At 66.5% G+C, this 22,823-nt stretch carries 22 protein-coding genes and 2 pseudogenes; 10 read left to right on the forward strand and 14 right to left on the reverse strand.

Going from position 1 to position 22,823, the window contains the following annotated elements:
- Positions 1-71: 71 nt before the first annotated feature.
- From NKF06_RS12470 to NKF06_RS12485, 4 genes are all read right to left on the reverse strand, one after another.
- Complete coding sequence (locus NKF06_RS12470) at positions 72-1,031, reverse strand: carbohydrate ABC transporter permease (protein WP_253245568.1); 960 nt, start codon at positions 1,029-1,031, stop codon at positions 72-74.
- Position 1,032: 1 nt separating this feature from the next.
- Entirely contained in the window at positions 1,033-1,980 is a 948-nt protein-coding gene (locus tag NKF06_RS12475; protein WP_008095088.1) for a sugar ABC transporter permease, read from the reverse strand.
- A 126-nt stretch (positions 1,981-2,106) separates the two neighbouring features.
- A complete protein-coding gene (locus NKF06_RS12480; protein ID WP_058828348.1) occupies positions 2,107-3,597 on the reverse strand; it encodes an extracellular solute-binding protein in 1,491 nt (496 codons plus the stop codon).
- A 237-nt stretch (positions 3,598-3,834) separates the two neighbouring features.
- On the reverse strand, positions 3,835-4,812 hold the full coding sequence (locus NKF06_RS12485) for an aldo/keto reductase (protein ID WP_082677752.1): 978 nt from the start codon (positions 4,810-4,812) through the stop codon (positions 3,835-3,837).
- Positions 4,813-4,937: 125 nt separating this feature from the next.
- Between NKF06_RS12485 and priS the strand changes: the two genes are divergently transcribed.
- The 3 genes from priS to bcp are packed head-to-tail and all read left to right on the forward strand — an operon-like array spanning position 4,938 to position 7,582.
- Entirely contained in the window at positions 4,938-6,095 is a 1,158-nt protein-coding gene (gene priS / locus NKF06_RS12490; protein ID WP_253245569.1) for a DNA primase small subunit PriS, read from the forward strand.
- A complete protein-coding gene (locus tag NKF06_RS12495; RefSeq protein WP_253245570.1) occupies positions 6,092-7,078 on the forward strand; it encodes a DNA replication protein in 987 nt (328 codons plus the stop codon). Before priS ends, NKF06_RS12495 begins: the two co-directional genes overlap by 4 nt.
- 36 nt (positions 7,079-7,114) lie before the next feature.
- The gene (bcp, locus tag NKF06_RS12500; protein ID WP_253245571.1) at positions 7,115-7,582 is read left to right on the forward strand and encodes a thioredoxin-dependent thiol peroxidase; all 468 of its coding nucleotides are present in this window, start codon (positions 7,115-7,117) and stop codon (positions 7,580-7,582) included.
- Positions 7,583-7,900: 318 nt separating this feature from the next.
- Here bcp and NKF06_RS12505 read toward each other — a convergent pair.
- Both NKF06_RS12505 and NKF06_RS12510 read right to left on the reverse strand, forming a co-directional pair.
- A pseudogene (locus tag NKF06_RS12505) lies at positions 7,901-10,164 on the reverse strand (CDC48 family AAA ATPase).
- On the reverse strand, positions 10,165-10,416 hold the full coding sequence (locus tag NKF06_RS12510) for an Hsp20/alpha crystallin family protein (RefSeq protein WP_253245572.1): 252 nt from the start codon (positions 10,414-10,416) through the stop codon (positions 10,165-10,167). It lies immediately after the preceding pseudogene.
- A gap of 251 nt (positions 10,417-10,667) precedes the next feature.
- On the opposite strand from NKF06_RS12510, the gene NKF06_RS12515 reads away from it, so the two are divergent.
- A complete protein-coding gene (locus tag NKF06_RS12515) occupies positions 10,668-11,450 on the forward strand; it encodes an alpha/beta hydrolase (RefSeq protein WP_253245573.1) in 783 nt (260 codons plus the stop codon).
- Positions 11,451-11,495: 45 nt separating this feature from the next.
- Here the strand turns inward: NKF06_RS12515 and panB are convergent, their stop codons facing one another.
- A complete protein-coding gene (gene panB / locus NKF06_RS12520; RefSeq protein WP_058828341.1) occupies positions 11,496-12,305 on the reverse strand; it encodes a 3-methyl-2-oxobutanoate hydroxymethyltransferase in 810 nt (269 codons plus the stop codon).
- Positions 12,306-12,447: 142 nt separating this feature from the next.
- Between panB and NKF06_RS12525 the strand changes: the two genes are divergently transcribed.
- The 3 genes from NKF06_RS12525 (at position 12,448) to NKF06_RS12535 (ending at position 14,264) form a co-directional block, all read left to right on the forward strand.
- Positions 12,448-12,954 (forward strand): type IV pilin, encoded by a 507-nt coding sequence (locus NKF06_RS12525; protein WP_253245574.1) that lies wholly within the window; start codon positions 12,448-12,450, stop codon positions 12,952-12,954.
- A 133-nt stretch (positions 12,955-13,087) separates the two neighbouring features.
- A complete protein-coding gene (locus tag NKF06_RS12530) occupies positions 13,088-13,324 on the forward strand; it encodes a DUF5822 domain-containing protein (protein ID WP_058828390.1) in 237 nt (78 codons plus the stop codon).
- Between the two features lie 91 nt (positions 13,325-13,415).
- Positions 13,416-14,264 carry a translation initiation factor eIF-2B gene (locus NKF06_RS12535; RefSeq protein ID WP_058828339.1) on the forward strand — a complete coding sequence of 283 codons (849 nt, stop codon included), beginning with the start codon at positions 13,416-13,418 and terminating at the stop codon, positions 14,262-14,264.
- Positions 14,265-14,315: 51 nt separating this feature from the next.
- Here the strand turns inward: NKF06_RS12535 and NKF06_RS12540 are convergent, their stop codons facing one another.
- The 3 genes from NKF06_RS12540 to NKF06_RS12550 form a co-directional block, all read right to left on the reverse strand.
- Positions 14,316-15,434, reverse strand: a complete 1,119-nt coding sequence (locus NKF06_RS12540; RefSeq protein WP_253245575.1) for a Gfo/Idh/MocA family oxidoreductase — start codon at positions 15,432-15,434, stop codon at positions 14,316-14,318.
- A gap of 173 nt (positions 15,435-15,607) precedes the next feature.
- Positions 15,608-16,576, reverse strand: a complete 969-nt coding sequence (locus tag NKF06_RS12545; protein ID WP_058828337.1) for a sugar phosphate isomerase/epimerase — start codon at positions 16,574-16,576, stop codon at positions 15,608-15,610.
- Positions 16,577-16,684: 108 nt separating this feature from the next.
- Positions 16,685-17,161: an N-acetyltransferase gene (locus NKF06_RS12550; protein WP_004969418.1), complete on the reverse strand. Its 477-nt coding sequence runs from the start codon at positions 17,159-17,161 to the stop codon at positions 16,685-16,687.
- 177 nt (positions 17,162-17,338) lie between these two features.
- Here NKF06_RS12550 and NKF06_RS12555 point away from each other — a divergent pair, with 177 nt between their 5' ends.
- Both NKF06_RS12555 and NKF06_RS12560 read left to right on the forward strand, forming a co-directional pair.
- Complete coding sequence (locus tag NKF06_RS12555; RefSeq protein WP_253245576.1) at positions 17,339-17,749, forward strand: archease; 411 nt, start codon at positions 17,339-17,341, stop codon at positions 17,747-17,749.
- 87 nt (positions 17,750-17,836) lie between these two features.
- Positions 17,837-19,341 (forward strand): annotated as a pseudogene (locus tag NKF06_RS12560) (RtcB family protein).
- Positions 19,342-19,363: 22 nt separating this feature from the next.
- Here the strand turns inward: NKF06_RS12560 and NKF06_RS12565 are convergent.
- The 3 genes from NKF06_RS12565 to NKF06_RS12575 all read right to left on the reverse strand — a co-directional run bounded on the left by NKF06_RS12565 (position 19,364) and on the right by NKF06_RS12575 (position 20,978).
- The gene (locus NKF06_RS12565) at positions 19,364-19,711 is read right to left on the reverse strand and encodes a DUF6249 domain-containing protein (protein WP_058828334.1); all 348 of its coding nucleotides are present in this window, start codon (positions 19,709-19,711) and stop codon (positions 19,364-19,366) included.
- Positions 19,712-19,816: 105 nt separating this feature from the next.
- On the reverse strand, positions 19,817-20,230 hold the full coding sequence (locus NKF06_RS12570) for a hypothetical protein (protein ID WP_253245577.1): 414 nt from the start codon (positions 20,228-20,230) through the stop codon (positions 19,817-19,819).
- A 193-nt stretch (positions 20,231-20,423) separates the two neighbouring features.
- Entirely contained in the window at positions 20,424-20,978 is a 555-nt protein-coding gene (locus NKF06_RS12575) for an HAD hydrolase-like protein (RefSeq protein ID WP_253245578.1), read from the reverse strand.
- A gap of 75 nt (positions 20,979-21,053) precedes the next feature.
- Here NKF06_RS12575 and NKF06_RS12580 point away from each other — a divergent pair, with 75 nt between their 5' ends.
- On the forward strand, positions 21,054-21,467 hold the full coding sequence (locus tag NKF06_RS12580) for a hypothetical protein (protein ID WP_058828331.1): 414 nt from the start codon (positions 21,054-21,056) through the stop codon (positions 21,465-21,467).
- Positions 21,468-21,505: 38 nt separating this feature from the next.
- On the opposite strand, the gene NKF06_RS12585 is transcribed toward NKF06_RS12580, so the two are convergent.
- Positions 21,506-22,651, reverse strand: a complete 1,146-nt coding sequence (locus tag NKF06_RS12585; RefSeq protein ID WP_058828330.1) for an acyl-CoA dehydrogenase family protein — start codon at positions 22,649-22,651, stop codon at positions 21,506-21,508.
- Positions 22,652-22,823 lie beyond the last annotated feature (172 nt).

Raw genomic sequence — 22,823 nt, forward strand, 5'->3', positions numbered from 1 at the left:
GTTCATGTCGTCGACCGCCGTTACGTCGTCGTAGTGCTTGCTTACGTGTTCGAGTGTTACGTCTCCCATGGTTACTCCTTCAGCGCTCCTGCAGTCAGTCCACTCACGATGCGTTCCTGTGCGATGATGACAAGGATGGCCACGGGTAAGACTCCCACGATGGAGGCGGCGGCCATCAGGTTGTACGGGGTGTCGAACTGCCCCTGATACTTCAGGATACCCGCGACGATAGGCGCCCACGAGTCGGCCTCGCCGTTGTTCATCAGGAACGAGAAGAAGAACTCGTTGTAGACGCTGATGAACGTGAGGACGCCCGCGGTCGCCACGCCGGGTGCCGAAAGCGGCACGATGACGCGGAACAGCGCGCCTAGCCGGGTCGTCCCCTCAACCCGTGCCGCATCCTCCAACCCGTCGGGAATCTGCCCGTAGAAGGTCGTGAGGATGAATATCGACAGCGGGAGGAACAGCGCGCTGAACGGGAACACCATCGGTGCCGGCGTGTTGAACAGGTCCGGCGTCGATATCGTCACCATCCCGATGCTAATCGCGGTGTTCCCGGTGAACAGCTCGAAAAGCGGGATGAGGAACGCCGCCGGCGGGAAGTAGCTGATGGCGAGGATGCCGAGCATCAGCACGCCCTTCCCGGGGAAGCGGAGGCGACCGAAGACGTACCCCGCGAGGCTGGCGATGAGCAACACGAGCACGGTGGTCGTGATGCCCAGCACGAAGCTGTTGAACATGTACAGGTGGAACGGCACACGGTCGAACATCGCGATGAACACCTCGGGGTTGAACCCCTTCGGAACGAGCCCCATGTTGGCGATGAGGTTGTTCGGCGTCAGCGCCAGCACGAGCAGCCAGTAGAACGGGAACAGCGTCGTGACGAGGAAGAACAGCATCGCGACGTAGAACATCGCGCGGTAGACCTTGTCGGGGTTCTTGATGGCCGAGTCGACCCAGCGGCCGAGCGGCCCGCGCTTCATGTCGGCGTCGTCGGAGCCGATACCGGCTCCCTGAGTTTCGTTGGACATATCAGAGACCCTCGCTGGCGAAGTTCACGATGTACACCGAGACCACGACGGCGATGATGCCCGCGGTGACGAACGCCACGGTCGCCGAGGTCCCGTACAGCGGCGTGTTGAACGTCGTGACGACGAGACACGACAGCGACGGGACCGTCTGACAGCCGGCCATGGTCTGGATGATGCCGTAGACGCGCATCGCGTCGATGGTGCGGAACAGCATCGCTACGAGCACCGTCGGCAGGATGAGCGGGAAGGTGATGAGCTTGAACTGCTGCCAGCGCGACGCGCCGGCGACCTTCGCCACGTCGTACAGCGACCGGTCGATGCTCTGCATCCCCGCGAGGATGAGAAGCGCCATGAACGCTGAGGTCTTCCACACGTCGGCCACGATGATGAGGAACAACGCGTCCGCGGTGTTCCGAAGCGGCGTCGTGCCGATGAGCCCGAGTTGGTTCAACAGCGCCGGGTTCTCGCTCGTCCCGACGAGAAAGCCGATGTTCGGCTGGAACATCAGGTACCAGATCATCCCCTGGATGACGATGGGCACGGCCCACGGGATGATGATGGCGACGCGGACCCACCGCCGACCGCGGAAGTCCTGGTCGAGGATGAGCGCCTGACCGAAGCCGATGAGCGTTTCGAACAGCACGCTGAACACGGTGAAGATGAGCGTCACCGCGAGCGCGCTGGAGTAGATGTTCGTGACGAAGGGGAACTCCGAGGAGAACGTCGGGAGGAACTGCGACGGGAGCGCGTAGTTGCGCGCGCCGGTGAACAGGTCCACGTAGTTCTGCAGTCCGACGAACTCGCCGAGTCGCGCGGTCCCCGTCAGCCGGTCGGCGAACAGCGACATGCTGAACGTCGAGACCAGCGGGTAGACGGCGATTACCCCTAAGAGGACGAGCGCGGGCGTCAGGAGCAGGTACGCGAACTGCGTCTCGGAAAGCGACTCCATCCAATTGACGGCCGACGCGTACGGGCCGCTCCGCTGGGTGTCGGAAAATGTCTCCCCTGATTGTTGTTCGGTAGCCATGTCAAATGATAACGTGTGTATTGGTTACGTCTCGGTAAAGACGTTGCTCTACGCGTTCTGCTCGATCTGTTCGAGCTGTGATGCGAGGTCGGACATCGCCTGTTCGGGGGATTTCTCCTGGGCGAACGCGGCGTTGACCTCTTGGGAGATGCGGCCGGACTGCTGCGGCCAGACGACGGTGACCGGGCGCGGAATTGCGTTCTCGCCGGCGACCTTCAGAGCGTCGAGGTAGCGGCCGATGATTGGCACCTCGGCGGCCTGGTCGGATTCGAGCAGCGACGGGCGCGGCGGAATCCAGCCGATGATGCGGAACATGTCGAGCTGGAACTGCTCGGTTTGCATCGTCCGAAGCACCTGCACTGCGGCCTGCTTCTGTGCGTCCGAGGAGTTGGGGTTCATCGTCATGTGCCAGCCACCGAGGGCGGCGACGGGGCCGCCGGTACCCTCGTACTTGGCCTCGTCGGCGGTGACGCCGTACGGAATCGGCATGACGCCGAGGTCCTCGCCGAAGCCGGTCTGATCGTTTTCTTCCGACGGCTCCGCGCCGTTGATGACGATGGAGTACGGCCAGTTGCGGTGCATGACCGCGTTGCCCGTCGTGAAGGGCTGTCGGGACGGGTCCTCGGTCCACTGGAGGACCGCCTCGGGCGAGATGCCGCCCGTGATACCGTCGAGGGCGTACTCGTCGTCCTCGCCGTGGATGAGCGTCCGGACCATCCGAATCGCGTTGATGACCGGCTCCTCTTCGACCGTGATGGGGCGGTCGCCGATGGGGCCGAACAGGTTCTCGCGGCCGCCGAAGTACGCGCCGCCGTACGAGGTCATGAACTCGTTGAAGTCACAGCACGACAGGCCCTCGTAGACGTTCGCCTGGAACGTGAAGCCGTTCTCGATGTCGGGGTTGGCGTCGAGCGCCTCCTTCGTGACGCGCGAGAAGTCCTCCCACGACATCGACTCGGTCGCCCACGTCGAGAAGTCCTCGTCGGTGTAGCCCGCGTTCCGGAGCAGGTCCTTTCGGTACTGGACCGTCGGGAAGTCGGGGAACAGCGGCTGGCCGTAGAGGTCGCCGTTCGACCCCTTCGCCGTCGAGACGCTGGCCTCGAAGTACTCCTCTTCGATGGTGGAGGTCAGCTCCTCCGGGAGCGACTGCGAGAGGTTCTGCAGTTGGTTACGCGCGATGAACGGAATCGTCCACCCGCTGTCCATCATGAGCAGCGTCGGCTCCGAGCGACCGCCGGAGAGCCACTGCTGGTACTGCGCCTGCCGGTTGTCCGTCACCTGCGACCCGGCGAGGATGTCGATGTCGATGTTCTCCGGGAGGCCTGCGTCCCGAAGCGCCTGCACGACTTCCTCTTCGGCCTCCGCGACGCGGGTGTCTGCGGCCCACTGCAGCGTGATCTCCTCGGTCGATTCTTCGGTGTTAATCGGCGTGTCGGTGTCGGTGTCCGTCCCGCCGTTACCGCCGTTGTCGTCACCGCCGCCTGTACTAATGCACCCGGCCAGTCCGACGGCGACACCCGATGCGCCGGCCGCTTTCACAAAACTGCGTCGAGAGACGCCAGTACGCTTGCCCTTGCGTGAGTCAGCATCAACCATTACAGTCTGTATTCTACAATTAGTGATTATTTATAGTTTTGGTGCTGGCCACTACCGGTGTTGTAGTAAATTACTTGTCAATATTCCCGGCAGTCCGAAATTCAATCAGTCGAGAATCTGTAACTACGGTGGCTCCGATAAATTATAACTATTGTTTGTGTAGTTTGGACTCGCCGACGTTTAGTCTTTACCCGGTGCGGGCCACCTCGGCGTCTTCGGAGCCTCGATTCGTTCGACGTCGTCGTCGCTCAGGTCCACGTCGAGCGCGCCGACGTTCTCTTCGAGGTGGTCGAGTCGGCGCGGGCCGATGATGGGCGCGTCGACGACGGGCTTGTGGAGGAGCCACGCGAGCGACACCTGCGCGGGGGTGGCGTCTTTCTCCTCGGCGAGCGACCGAATCGCGTCGAGGACGGCCCAGTTCTCGTCGGTGAAGCGGTTCGACGTGTACTCGTCCGAGTCCGCGCGCGTGTCAGCGGGCACCTCGGCGTCGCGTTCGTACTTGCCCGTGAGGAAGCCGCCCGCGAGCGGCGACCACGGGATGACGCCAATACCCTCGCCCTCACAGACCGGAAGCAGATTCGCCTCCTCGTGGCGGTCGACCGCGTTGTACTCCGGTTGCATGCAAGCGAAGCGTTCGAGGTTCTCCACGTCGGCGGTGTACAGCGCCCGCGTGAACTGGTACGAGGTCATCGTGGACGCGCCGACGTAGCGGACGAGGCCCTCCTCGACGAGGTAGTCGAGCGCCGAAAGCGTCTCCTCGATGGGGACGCCCTCGTCCCAGCGGTGAATCTGATAGAGGTCGATGTAGTCCGTGCCGAGGCGGTCGAGGCTCGCGTGCGCCTGGTCGATGATGTGCTTGCGCGAGAGCCCGGACTTGTTCGGCCCGTCGCCCATCGGGAAGTAGACCTTCGTCGCGATGGCGAGTTCTTCCCGGTCGCGCTCGGCGATGGCCTCGCCGACGATTTCTTCCGACTCCCCGCGGGAGTAGGCGTTCGCCGTGTCGAGGAAGTTGATGCCGGCGTCGAGCGCGCTGTCGAGGAGGTCGAGGCTCGCCTGCCTGTCGTTCATCATCCACTCCGCGCTGGAGCCGAAGTTCATACAGCCCAGACAGAGCCGCGAGACTTCGAGGCCGGTGTCGCCGAGGTAGGTGTACTCCATGTCGGTCACACGGGTGCATACACAAACGATAATGATAAGCATACGCACACCACGGTGGTGAGAGAAACGACCACGGACGCGCGGAGACGTAATCGCTTTACCCACGCCTCCGGAACCCGAGGTGTATGGACGGGCGCACTCGCGAGTACCTCGAAGGTCGCTTCGGCGATTACTACCGGAGCACCGACGTTCCGCTCCCGCCCGCCCCGGGCGAACGTGAGTGGGGCGTCATCCCGTGGTCGGCCGGCGGCACGCGGATGCACCGCCACCAGTCGCTTCTCGACCTCGGCGACCTCTCGGACTACCTCGCCCGGAGCGCGCCCCGGCACGTCTACTTCTCGTCGGCCCGGTTTTCGGACCCCGGCGCGGCCTCGATGGACGACAAGGGCTGGCGCGAGGCGGACCTCGTCTTCGACATCGACGCGGACCACCTCCCCGGTATCGACCCTGAAACGACGGGCTACGCCGACATGCTCGACGCCGGAAAAGAGGCGCTCCTCGACCTCCTCAACCTCCTCGAAGACGACTTCGACTTCGAGGAGATGCAGGCGGTGTTCTCCGGCGGGCGCGGCTATCACGTCCACGTGCGCGACGAGTCGGTCCGCGGCCTCGACAGCGAGGCCCGCCGCGAGGTAGTCGACTACATCCGCGCCATCGACCTCGACTTCGACGCGCTCATCGAGACGCGACAGCACGGGACGACGACCCAGCGGGTCCTCCGGGCCGAAGGCGGATGGGGCCGACGGACGCACCAGCGACTCCTCGAGTTCGTGGACGCGCTGTTGGAGATGGAAGAAGACGCCGCGCTCTCGCGGCTGAAGGAACTCGACGGCATCGGCGACGGGCGCGCGAAGACGATTCTCGGCGCGTTCCGCAACAACCCCGATGCAGTCCGCGAGGGCAACGTCGAGGCCGGCGGCCCCGGCGTCCGAACGCTGGTGGAGGCGCTCGCCCACGAGACCGTCGAGGACGAAACCTCGCCGATAGACGAACCGGTGACGACCGACACGAAGCGACTGATTCGGCTCCCAAAGAGCCTCCACGGCGGGTCGGGGCTCGTCGTCGAACCACTCGACCGCGACGAAATCGACGACTTCGACCCCCTGTCCGATGCGGTCCCGGACCGCTTCCGCGGCCGCGACATCGCCGTAAAAGTGACCGACCCCGGCGCGGTCGAGTTCGACGGCGATAGCTTTACACTCGACTCCGGCGTGCAGTCAGTAGACGAGAGCCTCGGCGTGTTTCTCATGACTCGCGGTCGAGCCGAGAAGGTGACAGAATGAACGTAGACGACCTCAGGAGCGTGCTTCGGACGGAGCGACAGAAAGACAGCTTACAGCACCTCCGCGAGTCGTTCTACGAGGACGTCGCGGAGTTCATCGCCGAGCAGAAGGCGAAACGCGAGGAGAAGGCCGAACAGCTCGGCACCCACTACTCGCCTGAGATTCGGCGACTCACGGACGAAATCGAGACCGCTGAGGAGGTCGTCACCTCCATCTACGAGCGCCGCGTCGGCAAGGTCGTCAAGGCCGCGAGCTTCGCGGCCGCGGGGATGTCCTCCGAGACGGACGGGTTGACCCACGAGGAAAAGCGGCTGTTCGACGACCTCGTCGCCCGCATCGAGGAGAACCGCGGCACGGTGCTCTCCGCGCTCGAAGACGTGTCGGCCGCAGACTCCCCGCGGGACGCCGTTGCCGCGACCGACGTGACGACCGCGGAACCGGACGCCGGCGCTCCCGGTGTCGAATCGACGCCCGCGACGTCGCCCCCGGACGCAGTTGACGATTCCGGACCCGCGATTCCGCCGGACGAACCCGACCCGGAGACCGCACCGACCGGCACCGGAACCGACGACTCGGCCGCGGGCGACGTGCTCGCGGACGCGATGGGTGGCGGAACCGGCGATGACGCCTCGGACGCGGAGTCGAGGACCCAGACGGGGACAGACCGACCAGCCACCGAGGCGGCCGCGGTGTCGACTGATTCCGGCCCCTCAGACTCCGGTCCCGCGGTTCCACCGGACGAACCAGACCCAGAGACCGCGGCTCCGTCAGCGGGCGATACCGACACGGTTGAACCGTCCGCCGACGACCCGCTTTCCGGCCTCGGCGACGAGCGCGAGACAGTGCGCATCACCGCCGACGTGGGGACCATCCTCGGCGTCGACGAGCGCGAATACGACCTCGCCACCGAGGACGTGGTGACGCTCCCGGCGGCCAACGCCGACCCGCTGGTCGAACGCGGCGCGGCCGAGAAACTCGACTGAGAAAGATCCTTCTGCCCGCCGCCAGAACTGGTGGCTATGCTCGAAATTGGCGACGACGCCCCCGACTTCGAACTCCCCGACCAGCGCGGCGATCTCGTCTCGCTGTCCGACTTCCGCGGCGAACACGTGGTGGTCTACTTTTACCCGCGCGCCGACACGCCGGGGTGTACCACCGAGGCCTGCGGCTTCCGCGACTCGTGGGACGAGTTCGAAGACCGCGACGCAGCGGTCCTCGGCATCAGCGACGACCCCGTCTCGGACCTCGACTCGTTCGCCGAGAAGTACGACCTCCCGTTCACGCTCCTGTCGGACGAAGACGGCAGCGTCTCGTCGGCGTACGGCTCCTACGGCGAGAAGAACATGTTCGGCAAGACGTTCGACGGCGTCTTCCGCAACTCGTATCTCGTCGGCCCCGACGGGACCATCGAACGGGTCTACGAGGGCGTCTCGCCCGACGGCCACGCCGACGAAATCCTCGCGGACCTCGACGAACTCGACGGCTGAGGGAGGCTCCGTCTCGACCGGGCGACCGCTCCGCCGCTCCGCCGGACCGCCCGGTCTCCCGCCCGGACGAACTGACAACTACCGACCGAGTACATTCTTTACAAACGACGGGAGACACACCGCATTTCCGGTGAAATAAACGTAGAACTCGTTGATTATTCCGTATCCCGAGAACTGCGTACCACTACGTAGCAGATGGGAGTGATATGAACGTGACGGTCGCGCCTCTGAGTCGGGCGGATGGTGGGCGAACAGTCGCCGCCGCTCGGTGGCTGGGACGCGTTCGAAAAATACGTCTGAAGGGGCGTTACGAGGCGCTTACTGGAAGGTGCGACCGACTTCGGTCTCGCGGTCGCGTTCGACCTCGCTCTTCTGGAAGCGCTCTTCGATCTCCTCGTAGCGGCGGCGCACGTCTCGGTGACGCTCGCGCCGATTTCGTCGAGGGCGTTCTCGAAGTGTTCCATCGTCACGCGAACGTTCCCGACGCTCTCGCCGATGTCCTCCTTTTCGACGCTCCGGATGAACTCGCGGGAGGCGTTCATCGACGCCTCGCGGGCGAGCGCTTCGAGGTCGGCACCGACGTAGCCGTCGGTCTTCGACGCGATTTTATCGAGGTCGACATCATCCGCGAGCGGCTTTTCGCGGGTGTGCACGTCGAGGATGGCGCGGCGGGCGTCCTCGTCAGGCACGGGCACGTGGACGTGGCGGTCGAGGCGGCCGGGGCGCAGGAGCGCCGAGTCGATGAGGTCCGGCCGGTTGGTCGTCGCGATGACGACCACGTCTTCGAGCGCTTCGAGCCCGTCGAGCTCGGTGAGCAGTTGGGAGACGACGCGCTCGGTGACGCCCGAACTCGACGAGTCGCGGCCGCGCTCGGTCGCGATGGAGTCGATTTCGTCGAAGAACACCACCGTCGGGGCGTTCTCGCGGGCCTTCTTGAACACCTCGCGGACGCCCTTTTCCGACTCGCCGACGAACTTGTTCAGGAGTTCGGGGCCCTTGATGGAGATGAAGTTCGACTCCGCCTCGTTGGCGACGGCCTTCGCCAGCAGGGTCTTCCCCGTGCCCGGCGGACCGTACATCAGAACACCCTTAGCGGCGTCCATGTCCATCTGCTGGAACACCTCGGGGTATTCGAGGGGCCACTGGATGGTCTCGCGAAGGCGTTCCTTGGTGGATTCGAGTCCGCCCACGTCCTCCCACGTCACGTCGGGGACTTCGACGAACACCTCGCGGAGCGCCGAGGGCTCGATGCTCTTGAGCGCCTGTCTGAAGTCGTCTTCCGTGACTCTGAGGCCTTCGAGCACCTCGGCATCTATCTCCTCGGCGTCGAGGTCGAGCTGCGGCCGGATGCGCCGCAGGGCGTGCATCGCCGACTCCTTGGCCAGCGATTCGAGGTCGGCCCCGACGAAGCCGTGGGTGCTGTCGGCGTAGGCGTCGAGGTCCACGTCGTCGGTCAGCGGCATGTTCCGCGTGTGGACCTGCATGATCTCCTTGCGGCCGTCGCGGTCCGGCACGCCGATTTCGATTTCGCGGTCGAAGCGCCCGCCGCGGCGGAGCGCGTTGTCGATGGCGTCCACGCGGTTGGTCGCGCCGATGACGACGACCTCGCCGCGCTCGTCGAGCCCGTCCATGAGCGACAGCAACTGAGCGACGACGCGCCGTTCCACGTCACCGCCGGCCTCGCTGCGCTTGGGCGCGATGGAGTCTATCTCGTCGATGAAGACGATGGCGGGCGAGTTCTCCGTGGCCTCCTCGAAGATTTCGCGGAGCTGCTCTTCGGACTCACCGTAGTACTTCGACATGATCTCCGGGCCGGAGATGGTGTGGAACGAGGCGTCGATTTCGTTGGCGACGGCCTTCGCGATGAGGGTCTTCCCCGTCCCCGGCGGGCCGTGGAGGAGCACGCCCTTTGGCGGCTCGATGCCGAGGCGCTTGAACAGCTCGGGGTGGCGCATCGGGAGTTCGATCATCTCCCGGACCTGTTCGAGCTCCTTGTCGAGGCCACCGATGTCCTCGTAGGTGACGGAGGGACCGCCGTCGTCGCCCGGCGCGGAGTCTTTAATCTGCTCTGCGGGCTTCTGGCTCACCTGGAACTCGGTGTTGTCGGTGACGACGACGGTGCCGTCCGGGTCCGTCGACGCGATTTTGATGGGGACCGACTGGTTCGACGCGCTCATGAAGCCGAAGCCGAGCGGAAGCTGGACGCTCTGGCCCTGTGCGACCGGCTGGCCGGAGAGCTTGTCGCGGATGTACGTCCCGATGTTACCGCCGATGCGGAGGTTCTGCGGGAGCGCGATAGTGACGCGCTTTGCGGGCTTCACGTCGGCTTTCTCCACGTCCACGCGCTCGTCGATGCCGACGCCGGCCTGCTGTCGGAGGCGACCGTCGATGCGGATGATACCCGTTCCCTGGTCTTCGGGGTACCCGGGCCAGACGCGGGCGATGGCGGTCCCGTCGTTCGGACCGTCGATGCGGATGAAATCTCCGCCTTCGAGGTCGAGTTCCGCGGCCGCGGCTCGGTCGATGGCGGCGAGTCCGCGACCGGCGTCCTTCTGTTTGAGGGGTTTGACGATGAGTTTCATTTACTTGGTGAGGGTGATGGTGAGCACGCCGTTTCGAACCGCTACGTCGGCGTCGCCGCCGGCGGGGAGTTCGAACTCCGTCTCGGTCACGCGGTCGCCGAGGTCGGCCACGACGATGGCCGTCGACCCGACGATGTCCACGTCGACCTCGTCTTCCGAGAGGCCCACGTCGACCGCGATGACCCAGCAGTCTTCGTATTCGTACCGGCGAATGAACCGCTCGTTCCCGCCGGCGAACTGTTGCATGCTCATGGTAAGTCTAACCTAAAGTTAGCGTTTTGAATATATAAATCTTTCTCCGATGAATCGGGTGACGACACCGATATGCCGCATTTCGGTTGAATTGCGGTTCACAGTCGTCACGCCTCACCGTGCTATTCGCGTCGGGGTAACGTCAAACTAGTGGCCACGGCAGTCGGTCTCACGGGGACCCGAAGCGGCCGACCGCCGAAACTCGGTGCCGGCGTGGGGGTTTATTGGCTCTCGGCGACCAGTTTCGAGTCATGGAGACGGCCTCGGTGGACCACCACGGACGGGAGACAGCCTATCGATACCGCGACGCGGGAGGCGAGGGGCCGACGCTCCTCTGCGTTCACGGGAGCGGCGGCGCGCACGGTGTCTGGCGCGGACAGTTCCGCCTCGCGAGCGACTACCCGGTCGCCGCGCTCGACCTGAGCGGCCACGGCGACAGCGACGACGTGACGGCCGCCGACGGCTACGAGACGCTGTCGGCCTACGTCGACGACGTGGTCGCCGTGGCCGAGGAGACGGGCGCGAGCATCCTCGTCGGCAACTCGCTCGGCGGCGCGGTCGTCCTGACACTCGCGCTCGAACGCGACCTCGACCTCGACGCGCTGGTTCTCGCGGGCACGGGCGCGAAACTCGCCGTGCTCTCGGACCTGCTGAACTGGCTCGACGACGACTTCGACCGCGCCGTCTCCTTTCTCCACGGCGAGGACAAACTGTTCCACACCGACGACGAGCGACTCGTCGAGGGCTCCAAGGAAGCGATGTACGACGCCGGACAGGCCGTCACCCGCCGCGATTTCTTGTCGTGTCACACCTTCGACGTTCGCGACGAACTCGGGAGTATTTCGGTTCCGACGCTCGCGCTCGTCGGCGAGTACGACCGCCTCACGCCGCTTTCGTACCACGAGTACCTCGCGGAGACGATGCCCGACTGCGAACTCGGAACCGTCGAGGACGCCGCGCATCTCGCGATGCTCGAACGGCCGGCGGCGTTCAACGAGGCCGTGAAAACGTTCCTCGACCGACGCGTCGCGTAAGTCGTCGAGACCGGGTGCGAGCGCGGATGTCGGAGACGAGCGCCCTCAGTACAGTTCGTCGAGGTCGTCTTCGACGTGGCTGTGTTCGTCGGCCGGGAACTCGCCGGCCTCGACGGCGTCCCTGTACGCGCCGACCGCCTTCTCCATCTCCGATTTCACGTCACCGAACTGGGCCGCGAAGGGCGGCGTGCGGTCGCTCATCCCGACCACGTCGTCGACGACGAGCACCTGCCCGTCGCAGTCGGGGCCCGCGCCGATGCCGATAGTCGGGATGTCGATGGCCTCTGTGACCTGTTTTGCGAGGTTCGCCGGGACGTGTTCGAGGACGAGCGAGAACGCGCCCGCGTCGGCGTGGCCCTTCGCGAGGTCGAGAATCTCCTGTGCGTCGTCGCGGTCCGTCCCCTGCCTGCCGTAGCCAACCTCCTTGACGCGCTGGGGGGTCAGACCGAGATGGGCCATCACAGGGATGCCGAGTCGGACGAGGTGTTCGGTCAACTCGACGGTGTGGGGGCCGCACTCCAGTTTGACCGCGTCGGCGTCCGCCTCCTTGAGCATCCGGCCGCAGTGTTCGACGCTCGACGCCTCGTCCACGCCGACAGAGAGAAACGGCATGTCGGCGACGACGAGGGCGTCGTCAGTCGCGCGCGCCACCGCGGCGGTTCTGCTCACCACGTCCTCGACGGTCACCGGGAGCGTCGAGTCGTAGCCGAGCGCCGTGTTGCCCATACTGTCCCCGACGAGGATGATGTCGATACCCGCCTCGTCGACGACGCTCGCGGTCGGCGCGTCGTACGCCGTGAGCATCGTGATGGGCTCGCTACCAGCCTTCGCCCGAATGGACCGTACCGTGACCATGCGTGCCGTTCGCGCGTCCGGGTTATCAGCCTTATCAGCCAGCCCCCGAGCACCGCCGGAGGGTCGGCCGGCGCGCCCGGGTTTCCCGACCCGCCCCCGAAGTAACACTTTACTCCGGGGAACGCGCCCGTGCGAACGACGCATGCCCGCTTTGTCCCCCTCCGGACGCCGCTCGGCCCGCGGCATCTCGCCGGTCGTCGGCGTCTCGCTCCTCGTCGTCATCGTCGTCCTCCTCGCCGCGATGGTCGGCGTGATGGTGATGGGGTTCGAAGACGTGCTCTCCGAGCCCCAACCGCAGGTGTCGTTCGACGTGGACTACCACCCGTCCGGGCCGGGCAACGGCGCGAACGGCGCGTACATCAACATCACCCACGAGTTCGGTAGCATCGAAGACGGCAGTCAGGTGTTCGTCGTCGACGACGCCAACAACCGCATCGCGTGGGAGGACGTGTGGACCGGCGGCGAGACGGTCGGTCCCGCGGGCGAGTACGCCCACATAGACGGTGCCGGCACCGACAGCGCGCTGAAGCCCATCTGTGAGGCGGGACAGCGCTACCGGGTCGTCATCGAACACGAGGACGGGTCGTCGAGCGTCCTCGTCGACTACGAGGTTCCGACCGAGCCGACCGCCAAAAGCGCCGCCTGCTGAGCGACGAGCCGCACCGGGCCGTCGGAGGCACGTCGCGAGCGCGAACCGGCACGCATTAGCCGCCGCCGTGATAGTGCCACACGTGCAACCAGTCGAGCGCTCGAATCCGGACGGCGTCGATTACGGGTGGGTCATGCAGATGACCTTCGTCACGACGATTCTCGTCGGGTCGCCCATCGTCGCGGTCCTCTCCGTGAACGCCGGACTCCAGACGTGGGGCGCGCGCGCCGAGTTCGCGATTCGGGTCGGCGCAGTCATCTGGTTCGTGACCGCCGTCGCCCTGTTCATCTACGCCAAGCGGACCAACGCGGGCGACGGCGGGACGCCCCCCGAAGCGGAGTTAGACACCGACATCGACGCGGAGAACTGAGCCGAGTAGAGCCCCGTCCGAGGTCCGCGTCCGCGACCGCGGCGGCGCTCGCTCCCGGAAACTCTTTCACACGATACGGCGACGTTCTCGTATGATAGACGAGACCATCGAGGAGATTCGCGAGATGCAGACGCACAGCTCCTCGGTCGTCGCCGTCAAGGCCACGCGGGCGCTCGCGGAGCTGACCGAGCGCAACTACGCGACCGTCGAGGAGTTCGAACGCGACCTCGAACGCAACGTCGGCGCGCTCAAGCGGGCGAACCCGTCGCACGCGTCGTTGTACAACGCCCTGCAGGACGTGCTTCACAGCGTCCAAGGCGAGGTCGACGACCTCGACGAGGCGCGGGAACTCACTCTCGCTACCATCGACCGCGTGGTCGAGACCGTCGAGACGGGCAAGCGCCGCGCGGCCCAGGAGGCGGCCGCGACCATCGAGGACGGCCAGACGTTCCTCACCCACGACTACTCCTCGACGGTCATGGAGGCCGTCGAACTCGCCGTCGCCGACGGCGCGGAGCTCACCGCCTACGTGACGGAGGCCCGCCCGCGCTTCCTCGGCCGGAAGTTCGCGCGCGAACTCGCCGCCATCGACGAGGTCGAACCGCACCTGATGGTCGACGGCGCGTCGGGGATGTTCCTCCCGAAGTGCGACCGCGTCATCATCGGCATGGACTGCATCGTCGAGGAGACGCTCTACAACCGCATCGGGACGTTCCCGCTCGTCGCCGCCGCCAACGAGGTCGGCGTGCCGGTCACGGTCGTCGGCTCGAGCGCGAAGGTCGTCGACGGCGGCTTCCGCTTCGAAAACGAGATTCGCTCGCCCAGCGAGGTCATGCTCGAACCCGTCGAGGGCATCGAACTGGAGAACCCCGCCTACGACGCCACGCCGGTCGACCTCATCGACGAGGTCATCACCGACGAGGGCGTCATCGAGTTCTGAGCGGGCGGCGACCCGCCCGCGGTCCGTTCGGTTTTCGTCGCTTCGACGCTGTCAGCCGAGGCTAACCCACTCGCCGGTCTCGTCGGAGCGCTCGATGGCGTCGAGTACCTCCTGGACCTCGTAGGCGTCCTCGAACGAGGGGGAGAACTCGCCGCCCTCGGCGACCGCCGACAGGAACTCGTAGTTCTCGTGGACGAAGGTGTGTTCCCACCCGAGGACGTGGCCCGGCGGCCACCAGTGGTCGAGGTAGGGGTCGTCCTCGTCGGTGACGAGCACCGTCTCGTAGCCGCGGGCGTCGCCGGTTTTGATCTCCAGTTCGTTGAGGCGTTCGAGCGAGAACTGCAGGCTCCCCTCGGAGCCGTGAATCTCGATGGTGTGGTCGTTCTTGTGGCCGTCGGCGAAGCGCGAGGCCTCGAAGTTCCCGACCGCACCGTTTCCGAACTCGGCCTGCGCGGTGTAGGCGTCGTCGACGGTCACGGGCTTGTACTCGTCCCCGCCGGGGACGGGCCGCTCGTCGACGAACGTCTGGAGGTGACCGGAGATGCGTTCGATGTCGCCCGCGGCGTCGCGGACGAGGAAGCGCGCGAGGTCGACCGTGTGCGCGCCGAGGTCGCCGAGCGCGCCGGAGCCGGCGAGTTCCGCGTCGTTCCGCCACGACCACGGCGCTTCGGGGTCGACGAGCCAGTCCTGCAGGTAGCGCCCGCGGACGTGTCGAATCTCGCCGAGTTCCCCGTCCTCGATGAGTCCCTTCGCGTACCGAATCGCGGGGACGAAGCGGTAGTTGAACGCACAGCCGGCGACGCCGTCGGCCGCGCGGGCGGCGTCGCGCATCGCCTCGGCCCGGTCGAGCGTCGGCGCGAGCGGCTTCTCGCAGAAGACGCTGGCACCGGCTTCGAGCGCGGCGATGGACGGTTCGGCGTGGAGGTGGTTCGGGCCGAGGTTGTAGAACACGTCCACGTCGTCGACCACGTCGCGCCAGTCGGTCGCGGTCGATTCGAAGCCGAAGCGGTCGGCGGCGTCGGCGAGCGCCTCCTCGTTGCGGCCGACGATGACGGAGCGCTCCACGTCGGGCGCGTCGGGGAAGAACATCGGCAGGCGGGCGAGCGCGTTGGAGTGCGCCTTCCCCATGAATCGGTAGCCAAGGACACCGACTGAGAGTGGTTCAGTCATTGTGCGACCTCCGTGACCGATGCAGTACCGCGAGCGAGGCCGGAGGCCGAGTCTCGCGGCATTTTTTGGTCCAGATTTTTGCGGTGGGCGGGTCGCGGAGCGGCCCCGAACCGGAAAAAGGTGGGCCTGAAGCGGTAGCCGAGGACGCCGACGGAGAGTTTGTCAGTCATGGATTACTCCGCCCAGTAGGCTTCGCCGGGTTGGGTCTCGAAGACGGCGCGCGAGAGCACGTCGACGGCCTTTTCGAGCCCTTCCTTGGACGACGTGAGCGCGTCTTCGTGTTCGATGGAGAGCGCGCCCTCGTAGCCGACCATCCGGAGCGTCGAGACCACGTCCTTCCAGTGGCCCTCGTCGTGGCCGTAGCCGATAGAGCGGAACAGCCACGAGCGGTCGGCGGTGTCCGCGTAGGAGGTCGTGTCGAGGACGCCCTTGATGCGGGACTCGGACTCGTACACTTTCGTGTCCTTCGCGTGGAAGTGGTGGATGGCGTCCTCCTCGCCAAGGAACCGAATCGCGTCGGTGATGGAGATGTCCTGCCAGTAGAGGTGCGAGGGGTCGAAGTTCGCGCCGATGCGCTCGTTCGTCGCCTCGCGGAGTTTCAGCATGCCCGTCGGTTCGTAGACGAGCATGTTCGGGTGCATCTCGATGGCGATGTCGACGCCGTGGTCGTCGGCGAACGCGGCGAGCTCGGACCAGTAGTCGACGGCGACCTCCCACTGGTAGTCGTGGGCGTCGGCGTGCTCGGTCGGCCACGGCGCGGTAATCCAGTTCGGTACCTCGTCGTTCGGGCCACCGGCGGGGAGCCCCGAGAAACAGGTGACGGTGTTCACGTCGAGGGCGTCCGCGAGTTCGATGGCCTCGCGGAGTTCGGTGTCGGCCTCAGCGGCCGTCTCCTCGACGGGGTGTAGCGGGTTGTTGTGCGTCGCGAGCGCGCTGATTTGCAGGTCTCGGCTCTCGACCGAATCGAGGAGGTCGGCCTGCGCGTCGTCGTCCGCGAGGACGGCGCTTCGGTCGACGTGGTCCTCGCCGGGCCAGCCGCCGACGGCGAGTTCGACGCCGTCGACGCCGATACCGGACAGATAGTCGAGCGCGTCGTCGAGGGGTTCGTCTCCGAGCGGGACGGTGAGTACTCCGATGTACATATCAACCATATATACTAGGAAGTGAATAAAAATTAAGGATACACGCAATGAGGGTGACTGCGGCCTCACGGCTCTCGAATTTGTGTCGAATGCGCCGATGTCGGTCGGTTACCGGCGGAGGAACTCCGAGAGCTTCTCTCTGAGGCCGGCTTCCTCGCCGAGTCTGAGGTAGAAGGCGGCCCCGCCGTCCTCGTAGTAGTTGTCGATGCGGCGGCGGACCTCGAAACCCATCCGCTCGTAGAAGTCGAGGGCGTTCGTGTTCGTCGTCCGGGCGTGACAGGTCACGACCGGATGCTCCCTCGCGACCTCGGCGACGAGGCGCTTGCCGTAGCCCTCGCCGCGGGCGTCGGGCGAGACCGCGAGAAAGAGGATGTAGCCGTCGCGCCGGGTGGAGGCGAACGCGACGAGCGCGTCGTTCTCGTAGAGGAGATACGTGTTCGACCGGCGGTAGGCGTCCATGAAGAAGCCCCGGCGCTGTTTCAGGAGCCCCTCCTCGACCCGAATCCGCTCTTTCAGGTCCCACGCCTCCTCGGCGTACTCGCGCTGGCCGGGGGCGTCGACCCGCATCTCCACGTTGACGCTCACGTCCCGTCGTAGCCGGAGCGAGAATATAACTCCACCGTCCGTTTGCAGGTCCGACCGAAGTCGCCGTCGGTGAACCGGATAGCTCACCGACACGAACGGTGCGCGAACGCGGGGGGTCGAGACGCGCACCCGTCGCCGACCGAAAGGACGAGGGTCGGCGGCGTCCCTCCCTCGGATATGGGATTCACGCTCCGCGACCACACCGCCGACGTGGCCGTCGAGGCCGACGGCGAGAGCCTCGGTGCCGTCTTCGCCGCCGTCGCCGACGGACTCACCGCCGCGATGTGCGACGACCCCGCCGAGACGGGCGACCGCTTTTCGTTCGCCGTCCGCGCGGAGGGCCGCGAGGCGCTGTTGTTCGACTACCTCGACCAACTCATCTACGAGCGCGACGTGCGCGGCGTCCTCCCCGCGGCCCACGAGGCGACCGTCCGGCGGGAGGGCGACGAGTGGGTCGTCGAGGCGTCCGCGCGCGGCGTCCCCTTCGCCGACGTGGACGCCCGCGACGTGAAGGCCGTCACCTACTCCGAGATGCGACTGGCGGAAACCGACGCCGGCTGGGAGGCGTACGTCGTCTTCGACGTGTGAGTCGTCGTTACCGACGGTCGCGCGGCGCGCCGCGAACGCTCGCGGCGTGACGGAATCCTATTGAGTCGCCGCGTTGATTGTCCCGGTATGGAAACGCGCGAGTTCGGTGACATCGAACTGCGACGGGTTCGCGAGCACGTCTGGGAGATTCCGCAGGAGGGCGAGATGAACGCCCCCGCGCGGGTGCTGGCCTCCGAGGCGCTGCTCGACCACATCGGCGACGACAAGACGCTCGAACAGCTGCGGAACGCGACGCACCTGCCGGGTATCACCAAACACGCCATCTGCATGCCCGACGGCCACCAAGGCTACGGCTTCCCCGTCGGCGGCGTCGGCGCGACCGACACCACAGACGGCTGTATCTCGCCCGGCGCGGTCGGCTACGACATCAACTGCGGCGTCCGCATGATGACGACGAACCTCACCTACGAGGACCTCCAGGGCCACGAGGAGGAACTCGTCGACGCCCTGTTCGAGGCCGTCCCCTCGGGCCTCGGCGGCGGCGGCGTCGTCAAGGGCGACGCCGAGACTATCGAGGACATCCTCGCCCGCGGGATGCAGTGGGCGGTCGACGCCGGCTACGCCACGGACGACGACCTCGCCCACTGCGAGGACGAAGGCTTCCGCGACGACGCCCGCCCCGAGTTCGTCTCCCAGAAGGCGAAGGACCGCGGCCGCAACCAAATCGGCAGTCTCAGCTCCGGGAACCACTTCCTCGAAGTCCAGCGCGTCACGGACGTCTACCGCGAGGACGTGGCCGAGTCGTTCGGCCTCGAAGCCGACCAAATCGTCGTCCTCATCCACTGTGGCTCCCGCGGGCTCGGCCACCAGACCTGCACCGACTACCTCCGGCGCATCGAGAAGGAACACAAGGACCTGCTCGACGACTTGCCGGACAAGGAACTCGCGGCCGCGCCCGCCGGCTCCGAGCTCGCGGAGGAGTACTACGGCGCGATGTGCGCCGCCATCAACTTCGCGTGGGTGAACCGACAGCTCATCATGCACCGCACGCGCGAGGTGTTCGTCGACGTGTTCGACCGCGACTGGCGCGACATGGAGATGCGCCTGCTGTACGACGTGGCGCACAACATCGCCAAGAAGGAGGTTCATGAAGTCGGGGTCGGCCCGGAGGGGCAACCTGTGCGAGACGGCGACGCCGTCGAGCGCGAGGAGCGCGAACTCTACGTCCACCGGAAGGGCGCGACGCGGGCGTTCCCCGCGGGGCGACCCGAACTGCCGCCCGCCTACGCCGACGTGGGCCAGCCGGTCATCATCCCCGGCAGCATGGGCGCGGGGAGCTACGTCCTCCGCGGCGGCGACCAGTCGCTCGACCTCACCTTCGGCTCGACGGCCCACGGCGCGGGCCGCTCATGAGCCGAACCAAGGCGAAACAGGAATACTGGGGCGAGACAGTGCAGGACGAACTCCGCGAGCAGGAGAAGATATACGTGAAGGCCCAGTCGGGCGCGACGGTCGCCGAGGAGGCACCGGGTGTCTACAAGGACGTGGACGAGGTCGTCCGCGTCTCCGACGAGTTGGGCATCGGCGACAAGGTCGCGCGGACGTTCCCCGTCTGCAACATCAAGGGCTGAGTTCCCGACCGATTTTCGCGGCTCAGGCGACGGTCGTCCCGACCGCGCGGCGCTTGTAGAAATAGTACGCGAGCGCCGCGAGACCGACGAACACCGCGGTCACGCCGTCGCCGACCGCGCCGCCGGAGAGGAGCGCTGAGACGACGCTTCCGAGGCCGAGCGCGAGGACGAGCAGGCCGCCGCCGAGAATCCACGCCCGCGAGTCGCGGCTGGCTTCGTCGTACTGGCCGCGCTCGATGAGCGCCATCTCCTTTCTGTGTTCGAGGTAGACCACCGCGCCGGCGAACGCGAAGATGACGACGGCGAGGGCGACGAACGGGACGAAGAACAGCGCGTCGCTGAGGCCGAACATGGACTGAATGGGAACCATGGTGGATAGTCGACGCGTGAGCTATTGAATACGGAGGGACGCGCGTTCGCACGACGCGAAGACATCATCTCGGAGCGCTCGTGGTGCGCGAGTCGCGCCGAAAGTTCAGAACCCGCTGGGACCGTGCGGCCCCGCGTCCGGACCTCGCGGGCCCGACGGACCGGACGCCCCTCCCCCGCCGATGACGACGTAGTCGCTCTCGGGAACCGCCTCGACCTCGCGGCCGTCCTCGTATCTGACGAACGAGAGGTAGAACTCGCGGCCGCACGGTGACGCCAGCGAGGGGTTCTCCACGTCGTCAGCGTCGACCACGTCCCCGGTCCACGACAGGCCGGGCGTGTCGCTCTCGCCGCAGGAGAACCGGACGCCCTCGGCGTCTTCGAAGTCGTCGGTCGGTTCGGCGTACGACCAGCCTTCGAGCGGGTACGGCGTCACCGACTTGTCGGCCAGATAGCCGTCGCGTTCGAGTTCGACGACCGCGCCGCAGTGCGGACAGTAGTACGAAACGGGGAATCCCATGGGTGAGCGTAGGACTCGGCGGGCTTAACGCCCGCGCCGGTGCGGAGATTTATCACGCATTCCGCGGCCAGCGCCCCCGTGCGTTGAGCATCGCCGCCGGGCAAGACGCGGGAGCGCGGCACGCCGTCCGGCGGAGCGGACGTGCCGCCTGTTCGCCCTTCGTCTTCGAGTTCCGGTTCGTTTGAGCCTCGTCTCAGACGCCCGACGGGCTGCCGTCGACGTATCTGAAGGCGACGCCGGCGCGGTCGGCGGTCACCTCGTCGCGGGCGGAATCACCGACGAACACGGCTGAGTCGGGCTCGACCGCCATGCGTTCGAGCGTCGTGAGCAACGGCTCCGGGTCGGGCTTCTGCGTCGCCACGGTGTCGCGGCCGACGACGGCGTCGACGTGGTCCGAAAGGTCGTGCACGTCGAGCGCGACCCGGCAGGCGTCCTCGGCGTTGAGCGAGCAGACGCCGGAGGGGACGCCGTCATCGGCGAGGTGGTCCGCGAGCGGGAGGCGGTCGGATACCCACGCCCCCTCCCGCTCGTGCGCCGCGATTTCCTGCTCCAGTTCGTCGCGGACGCCCGCCTCGTCGGCCGCGTCGAGCATCTTCCAGAGGTCCAGCGAGTCGGCGTCGACGCCGGCGTCCCGCAGGACGGCCGCGGCGTCGCTGGCGGCGTCGTCCCAGTCGACGCGGAGTCGGACGATTGTCCCATCGAGGTCGTAAACGACGGCGTCGAACGCCGAGAGGTCGGGGAGCGTCATTGCCCGCAGTAGGGTACCCTGGGGAAAAGACGCTTCGGGAGAAGGCCTATACGGAACACCGGCATCGCCTTCGGTATGGCATTCCCGCTCCGCGAACGCCTCGCCCCGGTCCTCCCGTCGCTCGTCGTCGCGGCCGGCGTCTTCCTCCCGTGGATACAGGTCGACCCTGCCCACGAGGGACCGGTTATCTCCATCTACTACGGCGGCATGGGAAGCGGGCTGGAACTCGTCCACGGCATCGTCCTCCTCCCGACAGTCGTTCTGCTCTCCGTGGCCGCGCTCGCCGGACGGCGCTCCCGCCGCGCGGAACTCGTCGTCGGCGTCGTCGGGACTGTCGCAGTCCTGCGGTTCATCCAGTTGTGGGACGAGACGTTCGTCTCGGCGGCCGGCGCGTGGGTAACGCTCGTCGGATGTCTGCTTCTCGCGGGTGTCGCCGCCGTCGACGTGGTCCGCGAGCGAGGACTCCCGACGCTCGCCCGGAGTCCGTGAGCGACTCGACTGGCTGAAAAAGCGGCCTGCTCGCCCGTTCAGTCGAGGAGCGACCGCGCGATAATCTCTTTTTGAATCTCGCTGGTCCCCTCGTAGATGGTCGTAATCTTCGAGTCGCGGTAGTAGCGTTCCACGTCGAAATCGGTGGTGTAGCCGTAGCCGCCGTGGACCTGCACGGCCTCGTTCGTCACGTCGACCGCGGCCTCGCTGGCGAAGTACTTCGCGATGGACGCCGCGGTCCGCGGGTCGTCGCCGGCGTCAGCGACGCGGGCGGCCTCGCGCACGAGCATCCGTGAGGCGTGGACCTGCGTGCCCATGTCGGCGATTTTGTGGCGAACCGCCTGAATCTTCGAGATGGGCTTATCGAACTGCTCGCGCTCGTTCGCGTAGTCGATGGCGTCGTCGAGCGCGGCCTGCGCGAGTCCCACGGCCTGCGAGGCGATGCCGATTCGGCCGCCGGTCAGGATACGGAAGGCGGCTGAGAGGCCCTTTCCCTCCTCAGTAAGCCGGTTTTCGGCCGGGATGCGAACGTCGTCGAAGAGGAGCGCCGTCGTGTCGGACGCGCGGAGACCGAGTTTCTCCTCTTTCTTGCCGACCTCGTAGCCGGCCTCCTTCGGAACGAGGAACTGCGTGACCGACGAGGGGTCGTCGGGGTCGGTCTTTGCGAAGAGGATGCAGACGCCGCCGCGCTGGCCGTTCGTTATCCACTGCTTTTTCCCGTTGATGACGTACTCGTCGCCCTCTCGTCGGGCGACCGTCGACATCTCCGCGGGGTTCGACCCGGCGTCCGGCTCGGAGAGGCCGAACATGCCGACCGGCCGGCCGCGGGCCATCTCGGGGAGCCACGTCTCTTTCTGCTCCTCGGTAGCGAACTCGGCGATGCACTCGGTGGCGAGACAGTGCACCGAGAGCGCGGTGGCGACGGCGAGTTGGCCGTAGGCGACCTCCTCGTTGACGATGGCGTAGGTGGCGCGGTCGGCGCCGAACCCGCCGTACTCCTCGGGGACGGTCAGGCCGGTCAGGTCGAGTTCGGCGAGGCCGTCCCACACGTCCTCGGGGAACGTCTCCGTCTCGTCGGCCTCGCGGGCGGTCGGGCGAATCTCCTCGACGGCGAACTCGTGGACCACGTCGCGGATGGCCCGTTGCTCGTCGGTCAGACCCGTGGCAGACCCTACGGTTTCCATGGTGATGAGTACGGACCATCATTGAAAAAGATGATTGAACCGCCGGTCGTCCGTCGGGCGTCAGCACGCCACAGTCTCGGTCGCTCCGCGGGGCTTCGCTCAGTCGCGTAAGTACGCCAGCACTTCGTCCGCCGGCGCGCCGAGGCCGCCGCCCTGCGCGAAGGTCGGCCCG

This window comes from Haloferax sp. AB510 (assembly GCF_024136985.1).
Classification (GTDB): domain Archaea; phylum Halobacteriota; class Halobacteria; order Halobacteriales; family Haloferacaceae; genus Haloferax.

Bases quoted from the DNA above. Each gene is read 5' to 3' on its own strand.
- NKF06_RS12540 (WP_253245575.1), bottom strand. From the start codon at position 15,434: ATGACTGAACCACTCTCAGTCGGTGTCCTTGGCTACCGATTCATGGGG.
- NKF06_RS12545 (WP_058828337.1), bottom strand. From the start codon at position 16,576: ATGTACATCGGAGTACTCACCGTCCCGCTCGGAGACGAACCCCTCGAC.
- NKF06_RS12510 (WP_253245572.1), bottom strand. From the start codon at position 10,416: ATGAGCATGCAACAGTTCGCCGGCGGGAACGAGCGGTTCATTCGCCGG.
- NKF06_RS12485 (WP_082677752.1), bottom strand. From the start codon at position 4,812: ATGGAGTACACCTACCTCGGCGACACCGGCCTCGAAGTCTCGCGGCTC.
- NKF06_RS12575 (WP_253245578.1), bottom strand. From the start codon at position 20,978: ATGACGCTCCCCGACCTCTCGGCGTTCGACGCCGTCGTTTACGACCTC.
- NKF06_RS12475 (WP_008095088.1), bottom strand. From the start codon at position 1,980: ATGGAGTCGCTTTCCGAGACGCAGTTCGCGTACCTGCTCCTGACGCCC.
- NKF06_RS12585 (WP_058828330.1), bottom strand. From the start codon at position 22,651: ATGGAAACCGTAGGGTCTGCCACGGGTCTGACCGACGAGCAACGGGCC.
- NKF06_RS12530 (WP_058828390.1), top strand. From the start codon at position 13,088: ATGCAGATGACCTTCGTCACGACGATTCTCGTCGGGTCGCCCATCGTC.
- NKF06_RS12470 (WP_253245568.1), bottom strand. From the start codon at position 1,031: ATGTCCAACGAAACTCAGGGAGCCGGTATCGGCTCCGACGACGCCGAC.
- NKF06_RS12525 (WP_253245574.1), top strand. From the start codon at position 12,448: ATGCCCGCTTTGTCCCCCTCCGGACGCCGCTCGGCCCGCGGCATCTCG.
- NKF06_RS12495 (WP_253245570.1), top strand. From the start codon at position 6,092: ATGAACGTAGACGACCTCAGGAGCGTGCTTCGGACGGAGCGACAGAAA.
- NKF06_RS12580 (WP_058828331.1), top strand. From the start codon at position 21,054: ATGGCATTCCCGCTCCGCGAACGCCTCGCCCCGGTCCTCCCGTCGCTC.
- priS (WP_253245569.1), top strand. From the start codon at position 4,938: ATGGACGGGCGCACTCGCGAGTACCTCGAAGGTCGCTTCGGCGATTAC.
- bcp (WP_253245571.1), top strand. From the start codon at position 7,115: ATGCTCGAAATTGGCGACGACGCCCCCGACTTCGAACTCCCCGACCAG.
- NKF06_RS12515 (WP_253245573.1), top strand. From the start codon at position 10,668: ATGGAGACGGCCTCGGTGGACCACCACGGACGGGAGACAGCCTATCGA.
- NKF06_RS12555 (WP_253245576.1), top strand. From the start codon at position 17,339: ATGGGATTCACGCTCCGCGACCACACCGCCGACGTGGCCGTCGAGGCC.
- panB (WP_058828341.1), bottom strand. From the start codon at position 12,305: ATGGTCACGGTACGGTCCATTCGGGCGAAGGCTGGTAGCGAGCCCATC.
- NKF06_RS12535 (WP_058828339.1), top strand. From the start codon at position 13,416: ATGATAGACGAGACCATCGAGGAGATTCGCGAGATGCAGACGCACAGC.
- NKF06_RS12570 (WP_253245577.1), bottom strand. From the start codon at position 20,230: ATGGGATTCCCCGTTTCGTACTACTGTCCGCACTGCGGCGCGGTCGTC.
- NKF06_RS12565 (WP_058828334.1), bottom strand. From the start codon at position 19,711: ATGGTTCCCATTCAGTCCATGTTCGGCCTCAGCGACGCGCTGTTCTTC.